Genomic DNA, 14,581 nt, shown 5'->3' with positions numbered 1-14,581 from the left:
CGGCAGATCACGGGTGAGGGCACGGATTGCGGGTCAGCGACGGCGGTAGGCCACCGTGTTGGGGGCCTCGTAGCCGCTGCCGTCGTCCACGATGATGATCTTCGGGACGATCCGGGTCTCGTCCTCGGACTCCCCGGCGCCCTCGCCGCCCTGCGCACCGTCCCGGTCGGCCACCGCCTCGGGCGACGCGGCCGGCTTCGGCGGCACCGCGGCCGGGACGACCGGGCCGGTCACCACCGGTCCGGCGGCATCGACCCCGGTCCCCTCCGCCTTGGCCGCGTCGGCCCTGGCACCGGCGGCGGGCCCGCCGACCACCGGCTGCCGCAGCACCACCGCCGACTTCTCCGGGGCCTGCGCCGGAGCCGGCACGGGGGCTGGGGCGGGGTCGGGGGCGGGAGCCATCACCGAGGCCTTCCGCAGGTTCGGCAGCGGCACCTCCCCGGTGTCCGCCTCCGAGTCCACCGGCACCGCATCCGCCACCTCGTCCGCCGGGTCGCCGTCCTCGACCGCCTCCTCCAGCGGCTCGATCTGCCCGACCGCCGCGCCCGTGAGCGAGGCCAGCGTCGCCTTGATGTGGTCCAGGTGCTTCTGGACCGTCTCCAGCCGGGTGTCGAACGCCCGCTGCTCGCGCTCGCTCTCCGCGTTGGTCTTCTCGGCGTCCCGGCGGGCCTGCTCGATCAGCTGGTCGGCCTTGGCCTGGGCGTCGGTCTCCAACTGCTTGATCTGGTTGAGCACGGTCTCCCGGTACTGCTCGGCCTCCTTGACCCGGCGCTCGGCGGTCTCGGAGACCTCGGCGTCCTCGGCGTCGGCCTTGGCCTGGGCCTCGGCGAAGGTCTCGTCGGCCTTGCGGCGCTTGGCGGCCAGCTCGGCCTCGGCGTGCTCGCTGGTCTCGGCGGCGGCCACCCGGACCTTGGCGGCGTAGGCGGTGGCGCTGTCCCGGGCGGAGCGGCTCTCCCGGTCGGCCTCGGCCCGGATGCCCTCGGCCTCGGCGCGGGTGCGCTCCTCGGTGCGGCGGGCGGCCGCGTCGGCCTCCGTGCGGGTGGTGGCGGAGTACTCCTTGGCCGCCTTGTCGAGCGCCTGCCCGGCCTCGTAGACCTCGTCGCGCAGGTCCTCGGCGAAGCGCTCGGCCTTCTCCTTCACGGCGCGGGCCTCGTTCCGCGCCATCTCGGCCAGTCCCGCGGCCTGCTCGCTGAGCACCTGGTAGTCAGGCTCCGGGGCCTCGTCTGCGGCGCGGCGGACCTCCGCCAGCCGGGTCTCCATCTGCCGGATCCCGGCACCCAGGACACTCAGCCGCTCCCACGCCTCGTCGCGCTGGGCGGTCAGGGCGACGAGCGCCCGGTCGACCTGCTCGGGCGCGTAACCGCGCCGGGCCTGGGTGAAGCCGTACTGGGGGACGGCGTCGCTCATGGGCTCTTCCCCTCGTTTCGCGGGCTGCGGAGCCCATGATCGGACGGAACGGCCGGATCCGGAACCGGTTCGGAAGCCGGGGCCGGATTCGGTCGTCGTGCGGACCGGAATACGTTGAGGACCGGACGGATGGCCCCATCCTCTTGACCTATTTTGCGCAGATCCGGACGAAACCCAACGAGGCAGGGCTGCCGCAGCATGCCGGAGGGGTCGTCCCGGACACCGGAACGACCCCTCCCCACCTGCGAGGATCCGCGACGGTCCGCTACAGCAGGCCGTCCCAGAACTGCTCCAGCAGCACGGCCCACCAAGTGTCGGCGTTCTGCAGGGCCGCCGGGTCGATCGCGGCGAGCTGCGCCTGGAAGTCGGTCGTCCAGCGACCGGCCTGCTCGGGCGTCAGCCCGTACCGCAGCCGCCACATCCGGCCCAGCAGGGCCAGCGCACGGACGAACTCCGGTACACCACTGTTGACGAAGCGCGGCGGCTGGCCGGTTCCGTCGATGTCCACGGCGACCACGTTCGCAGTGCCGTACTGGACGCACAGCTGACGGCCGTAGTCGTTGCCGAGCACCAGGTAGCCGCCGAAGTCCGGGGCCACCGGCAGGCCACGCTCGGCGGCCAGCTCGGCGAGGGTCGGGATCGGCCGGCCCTCCTGCGCCTGGGCCCAGAAGAACGGCCCGAAGTCGCGCGGCAGCCCGGCCCACATCAGGCTCTGCGACACCGGCTCCGGCACGCCCTGGCGGGAGACCGCGCGCTGCTCGTAGCGGAACAGGTTCTGCCCGAAGGCCTGGCCGACCTCCTGGGCGAGCTGCTGCGGCGGCGCCGGGGGCAGCGCCTGGACCGTCCCCGGCGCGGGCAGCGGCACCCGGAACGGCCGGACCCGCTGGGCGCCGGAGGCCAGCTGGTGCAGCTCGTCCAGGTGGTCGAGCAGCTCGGCCATCCCGGCCTGCCGGGAGGCGTGGTCGCGGCCGTACGGGGCGGTGTGGGTGAGCCGCACGTTCGGCCAGGAGGCGGCGATCATGCGGTTGCAGTAGCCACCGGGCAGATCACAGGACTCCAGCTCGGTGTAGAGCTCCAGCACCTGCTCCGGGGGCACGTTCAGCCGGCGCAGGTCCTGCAGGATCTTCCACTCCGGGTGCGGGGTGCCGGGCTCGCTGCGGTGCAGCAGCTTCTGCTCCGAGCCGTCCGGGCCGCGGTAGCTGAGCGCGGCGAAGTAGCCCGGGCCGACCGCGGGGACCCCGGGCGGTACGGGCGCGCCCTGCGGCGGGCCGGTGACCGGGGTCGGCGGGACGACCCCGGGCGCGGCGCCCGCGTTCGGGTAGCCGTACCCGGCCGCGCCCGCGGCCGGGGCTGCCGGACCGCCGGGCGGCGGCGGGACGGCGGGGCCACCGGACGGCGGGGTGCCCGGGTCCGCCGGACCCCCGAGCAGCGCCGGGTCGATCGCGTTGGCCAGCTGGGTCGCCTCGTACGCGATCCCGGCGGCGGGCGCGGCGGGCGCGCTCTGCGGGGTCGGGGCCGAGGTCGGGGCCGGAGCGTCACCGCCTCGCAGGCCCGCCGGGGGCGGGGGCGGCGGGGTGGAACCGGCCGCCCGGCCGCCGGAACCGCCGGCGGGCGTGCCGGAGCCCGGGGTGTGCCGCAGCGCGGCGGGCGGGGGCGGCGGCGGGGCGGAAGCCTGGCCACGGCCCAGCCCGCCCGACCCGGAGGCCCCGGACGGACCGCCGGCCGGCCCGCCGCGCAGCGCGGCCGGCGGGGGCGGCGGCGGGGCCGAGCCCGGGGCACGGCCGAGCCCGCCCTGCGCCGCCGCACCGGCGGGCGGGGCGGTGGGCGTGCCGGGGCCGCCGGGCAGGCCGGCCAGCCCGCCGGGCGAGGCCAGCATGGTGGGTGCCTGCTCCACCGGGGCGCCGCCCGTAGGCGGGGCGGCCGGGGTGCCGGGCGCGGCGAGCATGGTGGGCGCCTGCTCCACCGGGGCGCCGCCCGCGGGCGGGGCGGCCGGGGCACCGGGCAGGCCCATCAGTCCGGGCATGGCGTCCGGCGGCGCGAGCAGCGTCGGCGCCGGCTCGGCCGCCGCGGCGGGCACCGGGGCCGGCTGGGCGGCGGGCGGCACGGCCGGGGGCTGGGCAGCGGACGGCAGGACCGGAGGCATGCCGTAGCCACCGCTGCCCGGGGGCATCAGCATGGTCGCGGCCTCCGCCCCGGCCGGGGCGGGCGTGTCGGGCAGGTCCGAGCCGGAGGTGCGCAGGCCCTCGGACATCAGGACGGTCGCCGCCTCGGCGCCGAGCGGAGCGTTCGGCGCGACCGGCGCGACCGGCGGCGGCACGGGCGCGGCGGCCGGGGGCTGCGGCACGGAGGCCGGCTCGTCGCCGGGCGGCGGGGCGAGCATGGTCGGCGCGTCCCCGGCGGGCCGGTCGGAGACCGGCGGTCCGGTCAGCACGGCGGGTGCGGGCGGCACCGGCAAGGGTGCGGGCGGCACCGGCGCCGGCGGCTCCTCGGCGGCAGCCGTAGCGGCAGGCGGTGCGCCGGCCGGAGCCGGGACCGGAGCGGCAACCGGGGCCGGAGCCGGAGCGGCGGCAGCAACCGGAGCGGCCGCGCCGCCCAGCTTCTCCGCCTCCGCCGCGATCGCCGCGGCCCCCGCCTCCTGCAGCCACTGCGGCGGGCTGAGCAGGAAGGAGGTGGCCTCCACCGGCCCCAGTGCGGGCTTCGCCGCCCCGGCCGGGTTGGCCGCGACCGGCCGCCCGTAGATCTCCTCGTACTGCCGGACCACCTCGTTGACCGGCAGCGCCGGCCACAGCGTGCTGGCGCCCGAGTCCCGGGCGATCACCAGCCGCGCCTCACCCGAGCCGGCCTGGTCCGCACCGGCCGAGCCACCGTCCGGACCGGCGACCGCGTCCGCGGGCGCGACCGCCCAGCAGACGAAGCCCAGGTCGAACTCCCGGACCCGCACCTCGCGCTGCTGCGAGTGCGGCACGCCGCCGTTGATCCACTCCTCGGCGAGCTCCTGCGCCTGCGCGTACGTCACCACGCCCGGTTCACCCCTGTCCGCATCCTCTTCGTCCCCCGTTCCACCTGTACCCCGGCGCCCACGCGCGTCAGCCCACCGGGACGGCGCGGGCGAACCCGCCGTCCACCATCAGCTCCGCGACCGTCTCCAGCTCCGGCGGACTGCCGGCCAGCCGCAGCAGGAAGGCGTCGAAGTCGTCCCCACAGGGCAGCAGCAGCCGGGCGCAGCGGTCCTCGGGGGCCTCCGAGGCACCGGTGTCGCGGGCGTCGTCGTACAGGTGGAACCAGACCGAGCCGATCCGGTCGCCGCGCACCTTGAGCGCGACGATGCCGCCCTGCACGTAGGCGATGCCCAGGTAGTCCTTGGTGAGGTGGTCGCGCAGGCACTTGTTGGCGTACACGACGTCCTCGACGCCGTACTCCTCGCTGAGGGTCAGGAACGGCTGGTCGAGCAGCATGCCGAGCTCGGTGTCCAGCGCCACCCCGACCGGGCCGCGGCCGCCGCCCAGCTTGAGGAAGGTGCGGTAGGCGCTGGGCAGCCGGTAGCCGAGGCGCTCCTCGGCGCGCTGCACCAGGTCCTCGGGGACGCCGATCGGGTCGCCGCCGTCCTTGGCCAGCGAGAAGTGGACGGGCCGGCGCTCCTGCAGCGGACGGGTGCCCCGGCGGGAGTGGTCGGCGGGCGAGGTGGCCAGGCCGCCGTGGTGCCGCAGCAGGGCCTTGACCTCGACCGGGACGAGCTCCATCCGCCGCCAGCCCGGGGCGGCCCGGCCGACCGCGTGGTGCCAGGTCCAGCCGGGCGGGGTGGCCACCGCGGTCTCCAGGTCGGCCCAGAGCGGGTGGCCCTGGGTGAACAGCGCGGCGTTGGCCGAGACGTAGTCGGTCAGCCGCAGTTCGTCCACGCCGAAGCCGTCCGGCGGGTCGGCGACCTCGGCCGCCGCGGCGGCGTACGGACCGAAGTCCGGGTAGCCGGACTCGTCCACCTGGACCCCGGCCGGGTGCCGCTCCGCGCGGACCGGATCCGGGAACTGCACCACCTGACCTGCGTACGCCGCGTTCGGTGCGGCGGCGACGCCGGGCCGACCTGTCGTCATCTGGGAGCCCCCACTGGCTGCTGCAAATTCTCGGTGCGCTTGCTGGGCACCAGCCTATTGGGTCACCCGGCCGGCCGAACCCCCGCATCCGGGGCCCGTCCCAGGACCTCCGCCACCCCCGTCCGCCGGGTCCGCGTGGGGTGTGGCGGCCGTGGGCGGACCGGGGCGGGGGGTGCACCCGGCGTCGATCCCGGTGGCCGGCCGGACGTCGGCCTGCGGGGCGTCCGGCCGGGAGTTGAGGCCGGACCGCTCGTGTCGGCACTTCTCCCGCGCCCCGCGCCCTCCGATCATCCGTACGGTGTCGGCGAGTTCACCGCCGGACGGCCGTCGGCCACCCGCAACGGTTCCTCCATCGGCGAGAGTTGACCGAACCGGCGGCCGGGGCGCACCCCCCTTCGGCTCGCTGCCGGAACCGTAGCGACCGCGGCGGCGATCCGGGGCGGTTTCGGTAAATCAGCGGACAAGTCGTGACGACGGTGTGCGGATCCGGTCGGGGTCGGGCCAGGATGCCGACGGGTGCCCGGGCCGATCCGCCAACGGCCGTACGGGCGTTCGGCCGTGCCCGCACCCCGGTTGTGCGCTTGTCGGTGTCAAATGACAGGCTTGCTCCGGACCAACAGGAACCAACAGGGACCGGACCGCCGGGAACGAGGAGGAGGACACCGCATGACCACCGGTGAGCCGGCGGGCCCGCCCGTGCTGCGCCACCACCGCGACAGCCTGCTGCCCGCCGTCGCCGCCGCGCTGTCGCTCAAGGGCGGCGAGGTGCACACCCTGGCGGGCGACAAGGACGAGCGGCGCCCGGTCCTGCACCCGCTGGTCGGCGAGTTCCTGGACACCCTGCCGGTCGAGGCCCGCGAGCGGTTCACCGGCCGCTGCCCGGAGGCCGTCCTGCTCTCCCAGTACCTGACCACGGTCGACGGCAGGCGCTCCAAGCGCGCGGCCCGCAAGCCGATGAGCCTGCACGAGGCCCGCAAGGCGCTCAAGGGCGCCCGGATGACGACCGTCCGGATCCGCGAGGAGGGCGACCCGGCACACGGTACGCACGCCCCGCCGTGCCGTTCCTGCGCGCCGATGCTGGAGCACTTCACGGTGCAGAGCGTCGCCGTCGGACCGCCCGCACGCTGACCGGCCGCGCGCCGGCCGCCGCCCTTCGTACGTTCCCTGTCCCCGAGCCCCGGAGTCCGCCCTGAATCCGCCCAGCCCGCCCCCGCCTCCGGCCCCGGCCACCCTGTCCGCGACCGGCACCCTCGGGCGGACCCGCCCGCGCTTCCCCGCCGACGTCGCCGCCGAGCTCAAGGCGGCCGGCTGGCACCCCGGCCGCTGGCAGATCCTGCAGGCCGAGGAGTGGGCCGACACCCTGGCGGGGTACGGCGGGCCCGACGGCGTCCAGCACGCGGTGTTCCCTGCCGCGGTCGAGGCCTGGGCCGAGTTCGGCGCCCTCGCCTTCGACCTGTCCGGCCCTGGCCGCCAGCTGGCCCGCACCCCGTTCCTGATCGACCCGCTGTGCGGACTGCACCAGCCGCGCACCCTGTTCGACCTCGGCCGGGCGCTGGGCACCCGGCTCGCCCCGCTCGGCGAGGAGGCGTACGGGCAGGCGCTGCTGGCCGTCGACGAGGAGGGCCGGGTCTACAGCCTGGACCACACCGGCGAGTGGTTCCTCGGCCACGGCATCGACCAGGCGATCAGCGCCCTGGTCCTGGGCACCGCCCCGGAACGGCTGCGCACCGCGGAGGAGTACTCCTAGCCCGAGCGGTCCGCCCCCGGCCCAGCCGGTCCGCCCCGGCCCGAGCTGTCCGCCCTAGCCCAGCCGGTCCGTCCGGACCACCAGCCGGGACGGCAGCACCGCCTCGACCCGGAACCCGCCGTCCGCCTCCGGCCCGGACGAGAAGGTGCCGCCCAGCGCGACCACCCGCTCCCGCATCCCGACCAGCCCGTTGCCGCCGCTGGGCAGCTGCGCCGCACCCCGCTCACCGCCGGGACAGGCGTTCACCACGCTCACCCGCACCCCGTTCGGCGCGTACGCGAGCAGCACGGACACCTGTGCCCCGCCCGCGTGCTTGTGCGCGTTGGTCAGCCCCTCCTGGACGACCCGGTACGCGGTCTGCTCGGCCTCGCCGGTGAACTCCTGCCGGCTGCCGCTGACCGTCAGGGTCACCGCCATCCCGGCCGCCCGGGACTGGTCGACCAGCCGGGGCAGTCCGGCCAGCGAGTCCGGCTCCGGCTGCCGCTCGTCGTCCATCCGCAGCACGCCGAGGATCTCGCGCAGCTCGTTCAGCGCCTGCCGGCCCACCTCGCCCATCAACTTGGCGCTCTGCGCGGCCTTCTCCGGGTCCTTGCCGACGATCCGCTCCAGCGCCCCGGCGTGCACCACCATCAGCGACACCCGGTGCGCCACCACGTCGTGCATCTCCCGGGCGATCCGGGTGCGCTCCTCCAGCCGGGCCCGGCGGGCGCGTTCCTGCGCCTGCTCGGCGAGCAGGTCCAGTTCGGTCTCCAGGCCGTGCGCGCGGTCCTTGAGCGACTCGATCAGCCGCCGCCGCGCCCCCACGTACAGTCCGGTGACCACCGGGGGGACGGTCAGCCCGACCGCCACCAGCACCGCTATCAGCACCTGGACCCAGAGCGCCGGCTGCTCCACCGTCGAGTCGCCCGGCGTCAGCATCGACACCATCATCACCGCGACCGCCTCGGCGAAGGCGAGCACCGACAGCGCCACCACCCGCCAGCGCCGCGAGGGCCACTCCCAGGTCTCCGCCAGCGTGTAGAGGGACACCACCAGCAGCAGCACCCCGAGCATCCCGGGCAGCACCAGCAGGGTCACCAGCACCGGTACGGCCGGCCACCGCCGGCGCAGCACCAGCGAGCCGCCCGCCAGCGTGCCGAGCACCGCGACCGCGGCCGTGCCCGTGCCCGACAAGCTCACCCGGGCGCCCAGGAAGGCGATCGTGCTGGCCGAGCACTCCAGCGCGGCCAGCAGCGCCAGCACGATGTCCAGGAAGGCGCTGCGCGGCCGCTTCCACCACCAGAACGACCGGACCGGCGCGCGCTCCCCAGGCGACTTGCTCATGCGTGACAGCCTAAGCCGCAAACCCCTCCCCTCCCCACCGAGATGATCCGGCACACCTCGCGGACCGCTCAAGTGGTCCAGACCACAAGGGCTTCTCGGCGGGCCTGTCCGCCATCCGGCCACCTCTCGGACAGCGACCGCCCCGAGACCTATGCTGGTCGCGTCGGACAGCGCGGTCCGCACGCGTCACACCCGCCACACTGCGCGTGGACCTGTGACGATGAGCCGTTGCCGAACCCCACCACCACAGGGAGCCAGCCGTGACCGCTCCGGTCCCCACTCCGGCGGACAGTCCCACTGTCCTCGCCGCCGGCGCAGCCGCAGACAACTCGGCGCTGCGCGCGGACATCCGCCGCCTCGGCGACCTGCTCGGCGAGACGCTGGTCCGCCAGGAGGGCCCCCAGCTGCTGGGCCTGGTCGAACAGGTCCGACTGCTCAGCCGCACCGACGGCGAGGCCACCGCTGAACTCCTCTCCGACATCGACCTGGACACCGCCGCCAAGCTGGTCCGCGCGTTCTCCACCTACTTCCACCTCGCCAACGTCACCGAGCAGGTGCACCGCGGCCGCGAGTTCGCCACCCGCCGCGCCCGCGAGGGCTCGCTGCTCGCCCAGACCGCCGACCAGCTCGCCGAGGCCGACCCCAAGCATCTTGAGGACACCCTGGCCCACCTCGCGGTCCGCCCGGTCTTCACCGCCCACCCCACCGAGGCCGCCCGCCGCAGCGTGCTCAACAAGCTGCGCCGGATCGGCGAACTCCTCGACCGCATCCACCGCGAGGAGCTCACCTCCGGCCTGGTCGCCGCCGACCCGGCCCGCACCAGCAGCGCCAAGCGCTCCGCCGACCGCCGCCTCGCCGAGGTCATCGACCTGCTCTGGCAGACCGACGAACTGCGCATCGCCCGCCCCGAACCCACCGACGAGGCCCGCAACGCCGTCTACTACCTGGACGAGCTCTACCGCGAGGCCGTTCCCGAGGTGCTGGAGGAGCTGCACGAGGAGCTCGCCCGGGTCGGCCTGGGCCTGCCCGAGGGCGTGCGCCCGCTCACCTTCGGCACCTGGATCGGCGGCGACCGCGACGGCAACCCCAACGTCACCCCCCAGGTCACCTGGGACGTCCTCAACCTCCAGCACGAGTACGGGATCAAGGACGCCCTCGCCGCCATCGACGAGCTGCGCAACACCCTCTCCACCTCCGAGCGGCTGGCCGGCGCCTCGGTCGAACTGCTCGCCTCGCTCAACACCGACCTGCACCGGCTCCCCGAACTCAGCCCCCGCTACAAGCGGATGAACGCCGAGGAGCCCTACCGCCTCAAGGCCACCTGCATCCGGCTCAAGCTGGAGAACACCCGCGAGCGCCTGGCCGGCGGCACCCCGCACGTCGAGGGCCGCGACTACCTCGGCACCCGCGAGCTGGTCGCCGACCTGCGGCTGATCCAGGACTCGCTGCGCGCCCACCGCGGCGAGCTGATCGCCGACGGCCGGCTGGCCCGCGCCATCAACACCATCGAGGCCTTCGGCCTCCAGCTCGCCACCATGGACGTGCGCGAGCACGCCGAGGCCCACCACCACGCCCTCGGCCAGCTCTTCGACCGCCTCGGCGAGGAGGCCTGGCGCTACGCCGACATGCCCCGCGAGTACCGGCAGCGGCTGCTCGCCAAGGAGCTGCGCTCGCGCCGCCCGCTCGCCCCCACCCCGGCCCCGCTGGACGACGCCGGCACCAAGACCCTCGGCGTCTTCAGCACCATCCGCGAGGGCTTCGAGCGCTTCGGCGACGAGATCGTCGAGAGCTACATCATCTCGATGTGCCAGGGCGCCGACGACGTCTTCGCCGCCACCGTGCTGGCCCGCGAGGCCGGTCTGATCGACCTGCACGCCGGCATCGCCAAGATCGGCATCGTGCCGCTGCTGGAGACCACCGACGAGCTCCAGCAGGCCGACCGCATCCTGGACGAGATGCTCTCCGACCCCTCCTACCGGCTGCTCGTCTCACTGCGCGGCGACGTCCAGGAGGTCATGCTCGGCTACTCCGACTCCTCCAAGTTCGGCGGCATCACCACCTCCCAGTGGGAGATCCACCGCGCCCAGCGCCGACTGCGCGACGTCGCCCACCGCTACGGCATCCGGCTGCGCCTCTTCCACGGCCGCGGCGGCACCGTCGGCCGCGGCGGCGGCCCCTCGCACGAGGCGATCCTGGCCCAGCCCTGGGGCACGCTGGAGGGCGAGATCAAGGTCACCGAGCAGGGCGAGGTCATCTCCGACAAGTACCTGCTCCCCTCCCTCGCCCGGGAGAACCTGGAGCTGACCCTCTCCGCCACCCTCGCCGCCTCCGCCCTGCACACCGCCCCGCGCCAGGCCCCCGAGGAACTGGCCCGCTGGGACGCCGCGATGGACCAGGTCTCCGCGGCCGCCCACACCGCCTACCGGGCCCTGGTCGAGCAGGACGACCTGCCGAAGTACTTCTTCGCCGCCACCCCGGTCGACCAGCTCGCCTCGCTGCACCTGGGCTCCCGCCCGTCCCGCCGCCCCGACTCCGGCGCCGGCCTGGACGGCCTGCGGGCCATCCCGTGGGTCTTCGGCTGGACCCAGTCCCGCCAGATCGTCCCCGGCTGGTACGGCGTCGGCTCCGGCCTCGCCGCCGCCCGCGAGGCCGGCCTCGGTGACGTGCTGGACGAGATGTACGGCCAGTGGCACTTCTTCCGCAACTTCCTGTCCAACGTCGCCATGACGCTGGCCAAGACCGACCTGCGGATCGCCCGCCACTACGTCGAGCAGCTGGTGCCCGCCGAGCTGCACCACGTCTTCGACCAGATCGTCGCCGAGCACGAACTCACCCTGCGCGAGGTGCTCCGGCTCACCGGCGAGAGCGAACTGCTGGAGCACAACCCGGTGCTGAAGCAGACCTTCACCGTCCGCGACGCCTACCTCGACCCGATCTCCTACCTCCAGGTCGCGCTGCTGCGCCGCCAGCGCGAGGAGGTCGCCGCCGGCCGCCACGAGGACCCGCTGCGCGCCCGCGCGCTGCTGCTCACCGTCAACGGCATCGCCGCCGGCCTGCGCAACACCGGCTGACGGGCCCTGAGACACGACCGGGGGCCGGTGCTCGCGAAGAGCACCGGCCCCCGCGCCGTCTCAGAGGCTGACCGAGACCAGGAGCCCGAAGTGCTTGACGAGCTCCGCCCGGGCGGACTCCGCCTGCGGGGTGTGGACGATCACCCCCTTGCCGTCCACGGCGATCTCCACCCAGGCGATGAGCACGCCCTTCGTCGCCGCCCAGTCCCCGGCCTCCGCGCGGATCTCCTGGGCGAGTCTCAGCTGCATGGGGTACGAGGGCGCGGCGACGAACCGCAGCTTCACGGCGGGCCACTGGGCCGTGGCCTGCGTCGCGGCGGCGTCCAGGCCGGTCGGGCCGGGGTTGCGCATCACGACCAACGTGTCCTCGGCCGCGTCCCGGCAGGTCGCGAAGTAGTGGTCCCCGTAGTCCTGCCGGGCCAGCCGCTCGACCGCCTGGCCCGCCAGCACCAGGTCGTGCAACTGCCCGTCCCGCTCGGCCTCCTGGGCCGCCGGCCGGTCCGGCGGCGCGGACGTCAGCACCTCGCGCCTGGTCCGACGCCACCGCGAGACGTGGGTGCGGACCATCGTCCGGCGGACGTACCCCTCGGCCGCCCCGGGCTCCCGGATCGCCGACCGTTTCGGGTACACCCGCGCCAAGGCGTCGTGCAACAGGTCCCGGGCGTCGTGAACCTCCCCGGTGATCAGGTACGCCCCCCGCAGGAGGGCCTGGTACCGCGCCGCGACGAACTCGTCGAACGGGTCGGATCCGGAACCCCCCGGGCGCATCGATTCGCGCTTCATACCCTCATGACGCCCCACCCGACGGAAACGGATGACAAGACGGCGAGGGGCCTGCGCCCACTCCCGTGGAGACCGGCCCCTCGCCGCGAATTCCTACTCGCCGGGCTCGCCCGCGCGCCGCCGCTTCAGCCACAGCGCCGCACCGCCGGCCACGACCACCAGGCCGCCGCCGACCGCCAGCAGCCCGGCGTCCGGCCCGACCGAATCGCCGAGCACCGGGGCGAACTGCGCCGCCGCGGGCTCCGGCGAGACCACCGCATCCGGCTCTGCCGCCGGATCGGCGTGCGCCACCGCACCGCTCGACAACAACACCCCGGCCGCCCCCAGCGCACCGGCCGTGCCGACCCGCCGTCCGAGCTGCTTCAGCCGGACCACCCGGAGCCGCCGAAGTCGGCGGACCGGACGCAATCTCCGCATCGAGAACTCCCCAGGACCCGTTCGCGTACCAGGCCGACGCTATCCGATCCCGCACAGGGTTCTCACATGGATTCAGGTTTGGCACGGCAAGCGTTGTACGACTGTTGCGTACCCCGCACAGCACACCCATGACGGCATGTCAGGAGTTGTAGGTGCCCTGCGCCCGCTCCAGCCCCTCGGACAGCAGCGCCTCCACCGCGTCCGCCGAGCGGTCCACGAACCACTCCAGCTCCTTGCGCTCGGTCGAGGAGAAGTCCTTCAGCACGAAGTCCGCGACCTCCATCCGGCCCGGCGGACGGCCGATCCCGCAACGCACCCGGTGGTAGTCCGGGCCCAGCGACTTGGTGATCGACTTCAGCCCGTTGTGGCCGTTGTCCCCGCCGCCCAGCTTCAGCCGCAGCGCCGCGTAGTCGATGTCCAGCTCGTCGTGGACGGCGATCAGCGCCGACGCCGGCACCTTGTAGAAGTCCCGCAGCGCCGTCACCGGCCCGCCGGACAGGTTCATGAAGGACATCGGCTTGGCCAGCACCACCCGCCTGCCCGCCAGCCGCCCCTCGGCCACCTGGGCCCGGCTCTTGTGTGCCTTGAACTTGGCGCCCATCCGCTGCGCCAGCAGGTCCACCACCATGAAGCCGATGTTGTGCCGGTTCCGGGCGTACTGCTCCCCGGGGTTGCCCAACCCCACCACCAGCCAGGGGCCGTCGTACTCCTCAGCCATTCCCACTCTCCTCGTCGCCCTCGCGCTCGACGTCATCATCCCGGACACGCCGCTGCCCCGGCCGCTCCAGCGGGAGCGACCGGGGCAGCGGTCTCAGCGACTAGCGCGAGGCTCAGGCCTCGGCACCCTCGGCGGCCTCCTCGGCCGGGGCGGCCTGGGCGGCGATGACCTGCAGCACGACGGCGTCGGCCTCGACGGCCAGCGAGACGTTGGCCGGCAGGACGATGTCCTTGGCGTGGATGGAGGCACCGGCCTCCAGGCCCTCGACCGAGACGGTGACGGCCTCGGGCAGGTGGGTGGCCTCGGCCTCGACCGGCAGGGCCTGCAGGACGTGCTCCAGCAGGTTGCCGCCCGCGGCCAGCTCGCCCTCGGTGTGGACCGGAACCTCGACGGTGACCTTCTCGCCACGCTTGACCAGCAGCAGGTCGACGTGCTCGATGGTGCGCTTGATGGCCTCGCGCTGGACGGCCTTCGGCAGCACGTACTCGTCCTTGCCGTCGATCGGCACGACCAGCAGGGCGTTCGGGGCCTTGAGGGCCATCATCAGGTCGTGGCCGGGCAGGTTCAGGTGAACCGGGGCGTGGCCGTGGCCGTAGACGACACCGGGGACGAAGCCGGCGCGGCGGGCGCGGCGGGCGGCACCCTTGCCGAACTCGGAACGGGTCTCAGCGGCAAGACGGATCTCGGACACGACTGCACTCCTCGTGAAGACTGGCGCGGGGGTGCAGGCAACGCGAAAAACCGCCGGGACCACACCCTCAGTACGTTCGGGGGTCACTCGGCGGCAACGGCCTCTGCCGGCGGACGGAATCCGCTACCGGCAGCGCGTCGATCACGGTGTCGGCACCCGGCCAGCGGGCACACGGCATCCCTCGCCGAGCAGTTTCACGAGTCTAACCGCACCGGTGCCCTCCCGTGAAATCGGCGGGGGGCCCCCGCCCCGCCCGGCCGGGGCGCGCGCCCCCGGGCGGCGGGGGGGGGCGCCCGCCCAGAAGGGGGGGGGCCGGCCCCGCCCCCCCACCCCCCC

11 protein-coding genes are annotated in these 14,581 nt (G+C 74.8%); 3 read left to right on the top strand and 8 right to left on the bottom strand.

The window, feature by feature from the left end; all coding sequences use genetic code 11:
* Positions 1-33: 33 nt before the first annotated feature.
* The 3 genes from ACIRYZ_RS34175 to ACIRYZ_RS34165 all read right to left on the bottom strand — a co-directional run bounded on the left by ACIRYZ_RS34175 (position 34) and on the right by ACIRYZ_RS34165 (position 5,495).
* Positions 34-1,407: a hypothetical protein gene (locus ACIRYZ_RS34175; protein ID WP_402951933.1), complete on the bottom strand. Its 1,374-nt coding sequence runs from the start codon at positions 1,405-1,407 to the stop codon at positions 34-36.
* Positions 1,408-1,672: 265 nt separating this feature from the next.
* Positions 1,673-4,426 (bottom strand): SUKH-4 family immunity protein, encoded by a 2,754-nt coding sequence (locus ACIRYZ_RS34170; RefSeq protein WP_402951931.1) that lies wholly within the window; start codon positions 4,424-4,426, stop codon positions 1,673-1,675.
* A gap of 67 nt (positions 4,427-4,493) precedes the next feature.
* Positions 4,494-5,495: an SMI1/KNR4 family protein gene (locus ACIRYZ_RS34165; RefSeq protein WP_402951929.1), complete on the bottom strand. Its 1,002-nt coding sequence runs from the start codon at positions 5,493-5,495 to the stop codon at positions 4,494-4,496.
* 666 nt (positions 5,496-6,161) lie between these two features.
* Between ACIRYZ_RS34165 and ACIRYZ_RS34160 the strand changes: the two genes are divergently transcribed.
* Both ACIRYZ_RS34160 and ACIRYZ_RS34155 read left to right on the top strand, forming a co-directional pair.
* Positions 6,162-6,623: a YwqJ-related putative deaminase gene (locus ACIRYZ_RS34160; protein ID WP_402951927.1), complete on the top strand. Its 462-nt coding sequence runs from the start codon at positions 6,162-6,164 to the stop codon at positions 6,621-6,623.
* 61 nt (positions 6,624-6,684) lie between these two features.
* The gene (locus tag ACIRYZ_RS34155) at positions 6,685-7,242 is read left to right on the top strand and encodes an SUKH-3 domain-containing protein (RefSeq protein WP_402951976.1); all 558 of its coding nucleotides are present in this window, start codon (positions 6,685-6,687) and stop codon (positions 7,240-7,242) included.
* Between the two features lie 54 nt (positions 7,243-7,296).
* Here ACIRYZ_RS34155 and ACIRYZ_RS34150 read toward each other — a convergent pair whose 3' ends face one another.
* Positions 7,297-8,565 (bottom strand): sensor histidine kinase, encoded by a 1,269-nt coding sequence (locus ACIRYZ_RS34150; RefSeq protein WP_402951926.1) that lies wholly within the window; start codon positions 8,563-8,565, stop codon positions 7,297-7,299.
* Between the two features lie 335 nt (positions 8,566-8,900).
* On the opposite strand from ACIRYZ_RS34150, the gene ppc reads away from it, so the two are divergent.
* On the top strand, positions 8,901-11,636 hold the full coding sequence (gene ppc / locus ACIRYZ_RS34145; RefSeq protein ID WP_402951974.1) for a phosphoenolpyruvate carboxylase: 2,736 nt from the start codon (positions 8,901-8,903) through the stop codon (positions 11,634-11,636).
* Positions 11,637-11,696: 60 nt separating this feature from the next.
* Here the strand turns inward: ppc and ACIRYZ_RS34140 are convergent, their stop codons facing one another.
* The 4 genes from ACIRYZ_RS34140 to ACIRYZ_RS34125 all read right to left on the bottom strand — a co-directional run bounded on the left by ACIRYZ_RS34140 (position 11,697) and on the right by ACIRYZ_RS34125 (position 14,245).
* Positions 11,697-12,419, bottom strand: a complete 723-nt coding sequence (locus ACIRYZ_RS34140; RefSeq protein WP_402951924.1) for a sigma factor — start codon at positions 12,417-12,419, stop codon at positions 11,697-11,699.
* Positions 12,420-12,512: 93 nt separating this feature from the next.
* Positions 12,513-12,836, bottom strand: coding sequence for a hypothetical protein (locus tag ACIRYZ_RS34135; RefSeq protein WP_402951922.1), 324 nt, complete (start codon positions 12,834-12,836; stop codon positions 12,513-12,515).
* 139 nt (positions 12,837-12,975) lie between these two features.
* The gene (gene pth, locus ACIRYZ_RS34130) at positions 12,976-13,554 is read right to left on the bottom strand and encodes an aminoacyl-tRNA hydrolase (RefSeq protein WP_393027172.1); all 579 of its coding nucleotides are present in this window, start codon (positions 13,552-13,554) and stop codon (positions 12,976-12,978) included.
* A 112-nt stretch (positions 13,555-13,666) separates the two neighbouring features.
* On the bottom strand, positions 13,667-14,245 hold the full coding sequence (locus ACIRYZ_RS34125) for a 50S ribosomal protein L25/general stress protein Ctc (protein WP_402951920.1): 579 nt from the start codon (positions 14,243-14,245) through the stop codon (positions 13,667-13,669).
* Between the last annotated feature and the right edge of the window lie 336 nt (positions 14,246-14,581).

The organism is Kitasatospora sp. NPDC101155, from assembly GCF_044768305.1.
Classification (GTDB): domain Bacteria; phylum Actinomycetota; class Actinomycetes; order Streptomycetales; family Streptomycetaceae; genus Kitasatospora.
This window is presented reverse-complemented; position numbering and strand designations above follow the sequence as displayed.

Excerpts from the sequence above, each read along its gene's own strand:
- ACIRYZ_RS34175 (WP_402951933.1), bottom strand. The coding sequence starts at position 1,407 with ATGAGCGACGCCGTCCCCCAGTACGGCTTCACCCAGGCCCGGCGCGGT.
- ACIRYZ_RS34165 (WP_402951929.1), bottom strand. The coding sequence starts at position 5,495 with ATGACGACAGGTCGGCCCGGCGTCGCCGCCGCACCGAACGCGGCGTAC.
- ACIRYZ_RS34135 (WP_402951922.1), bottom strand. The coding sequence starts at position 12,836 with ATGCGGAGATTGCGTCCGGTCCGCCGACTTCGGCGGCTCCGGGTGGTC.
- pth (WP_393027172.1), bottom strand. The coding sequence starts at position 13,554 with ATGGCTGAGGAGTACGACGGCCCCTGGCTGGTGGTGGGGTTGGGCAAC.
- ACIRYZ_RS34160 (WP_402951927.1), top strand. The coding sequence starts at position 6,162 with ATGACCACCGGTGAGCCGGCGGGCCCGCCCGTGCTGCGCCACCACCGC.
- ACIRYZ_RS34140 (WP_402951924.1), bottom strand. The coding sequence starts at position 12,419 with ATGAAGCGCGAATCGATGCGCCCGGGGGGTTCCGGATCCGACCCGTTC.
- ACIRYZ_RS34150 (WP_402951926.1), bottom strand. The coding sequence starts at position 8,565 with ATGAGCAAGTCGCCTGGGGAGCGCGCGCCGGTCCGGTCGTTCTGGTGG.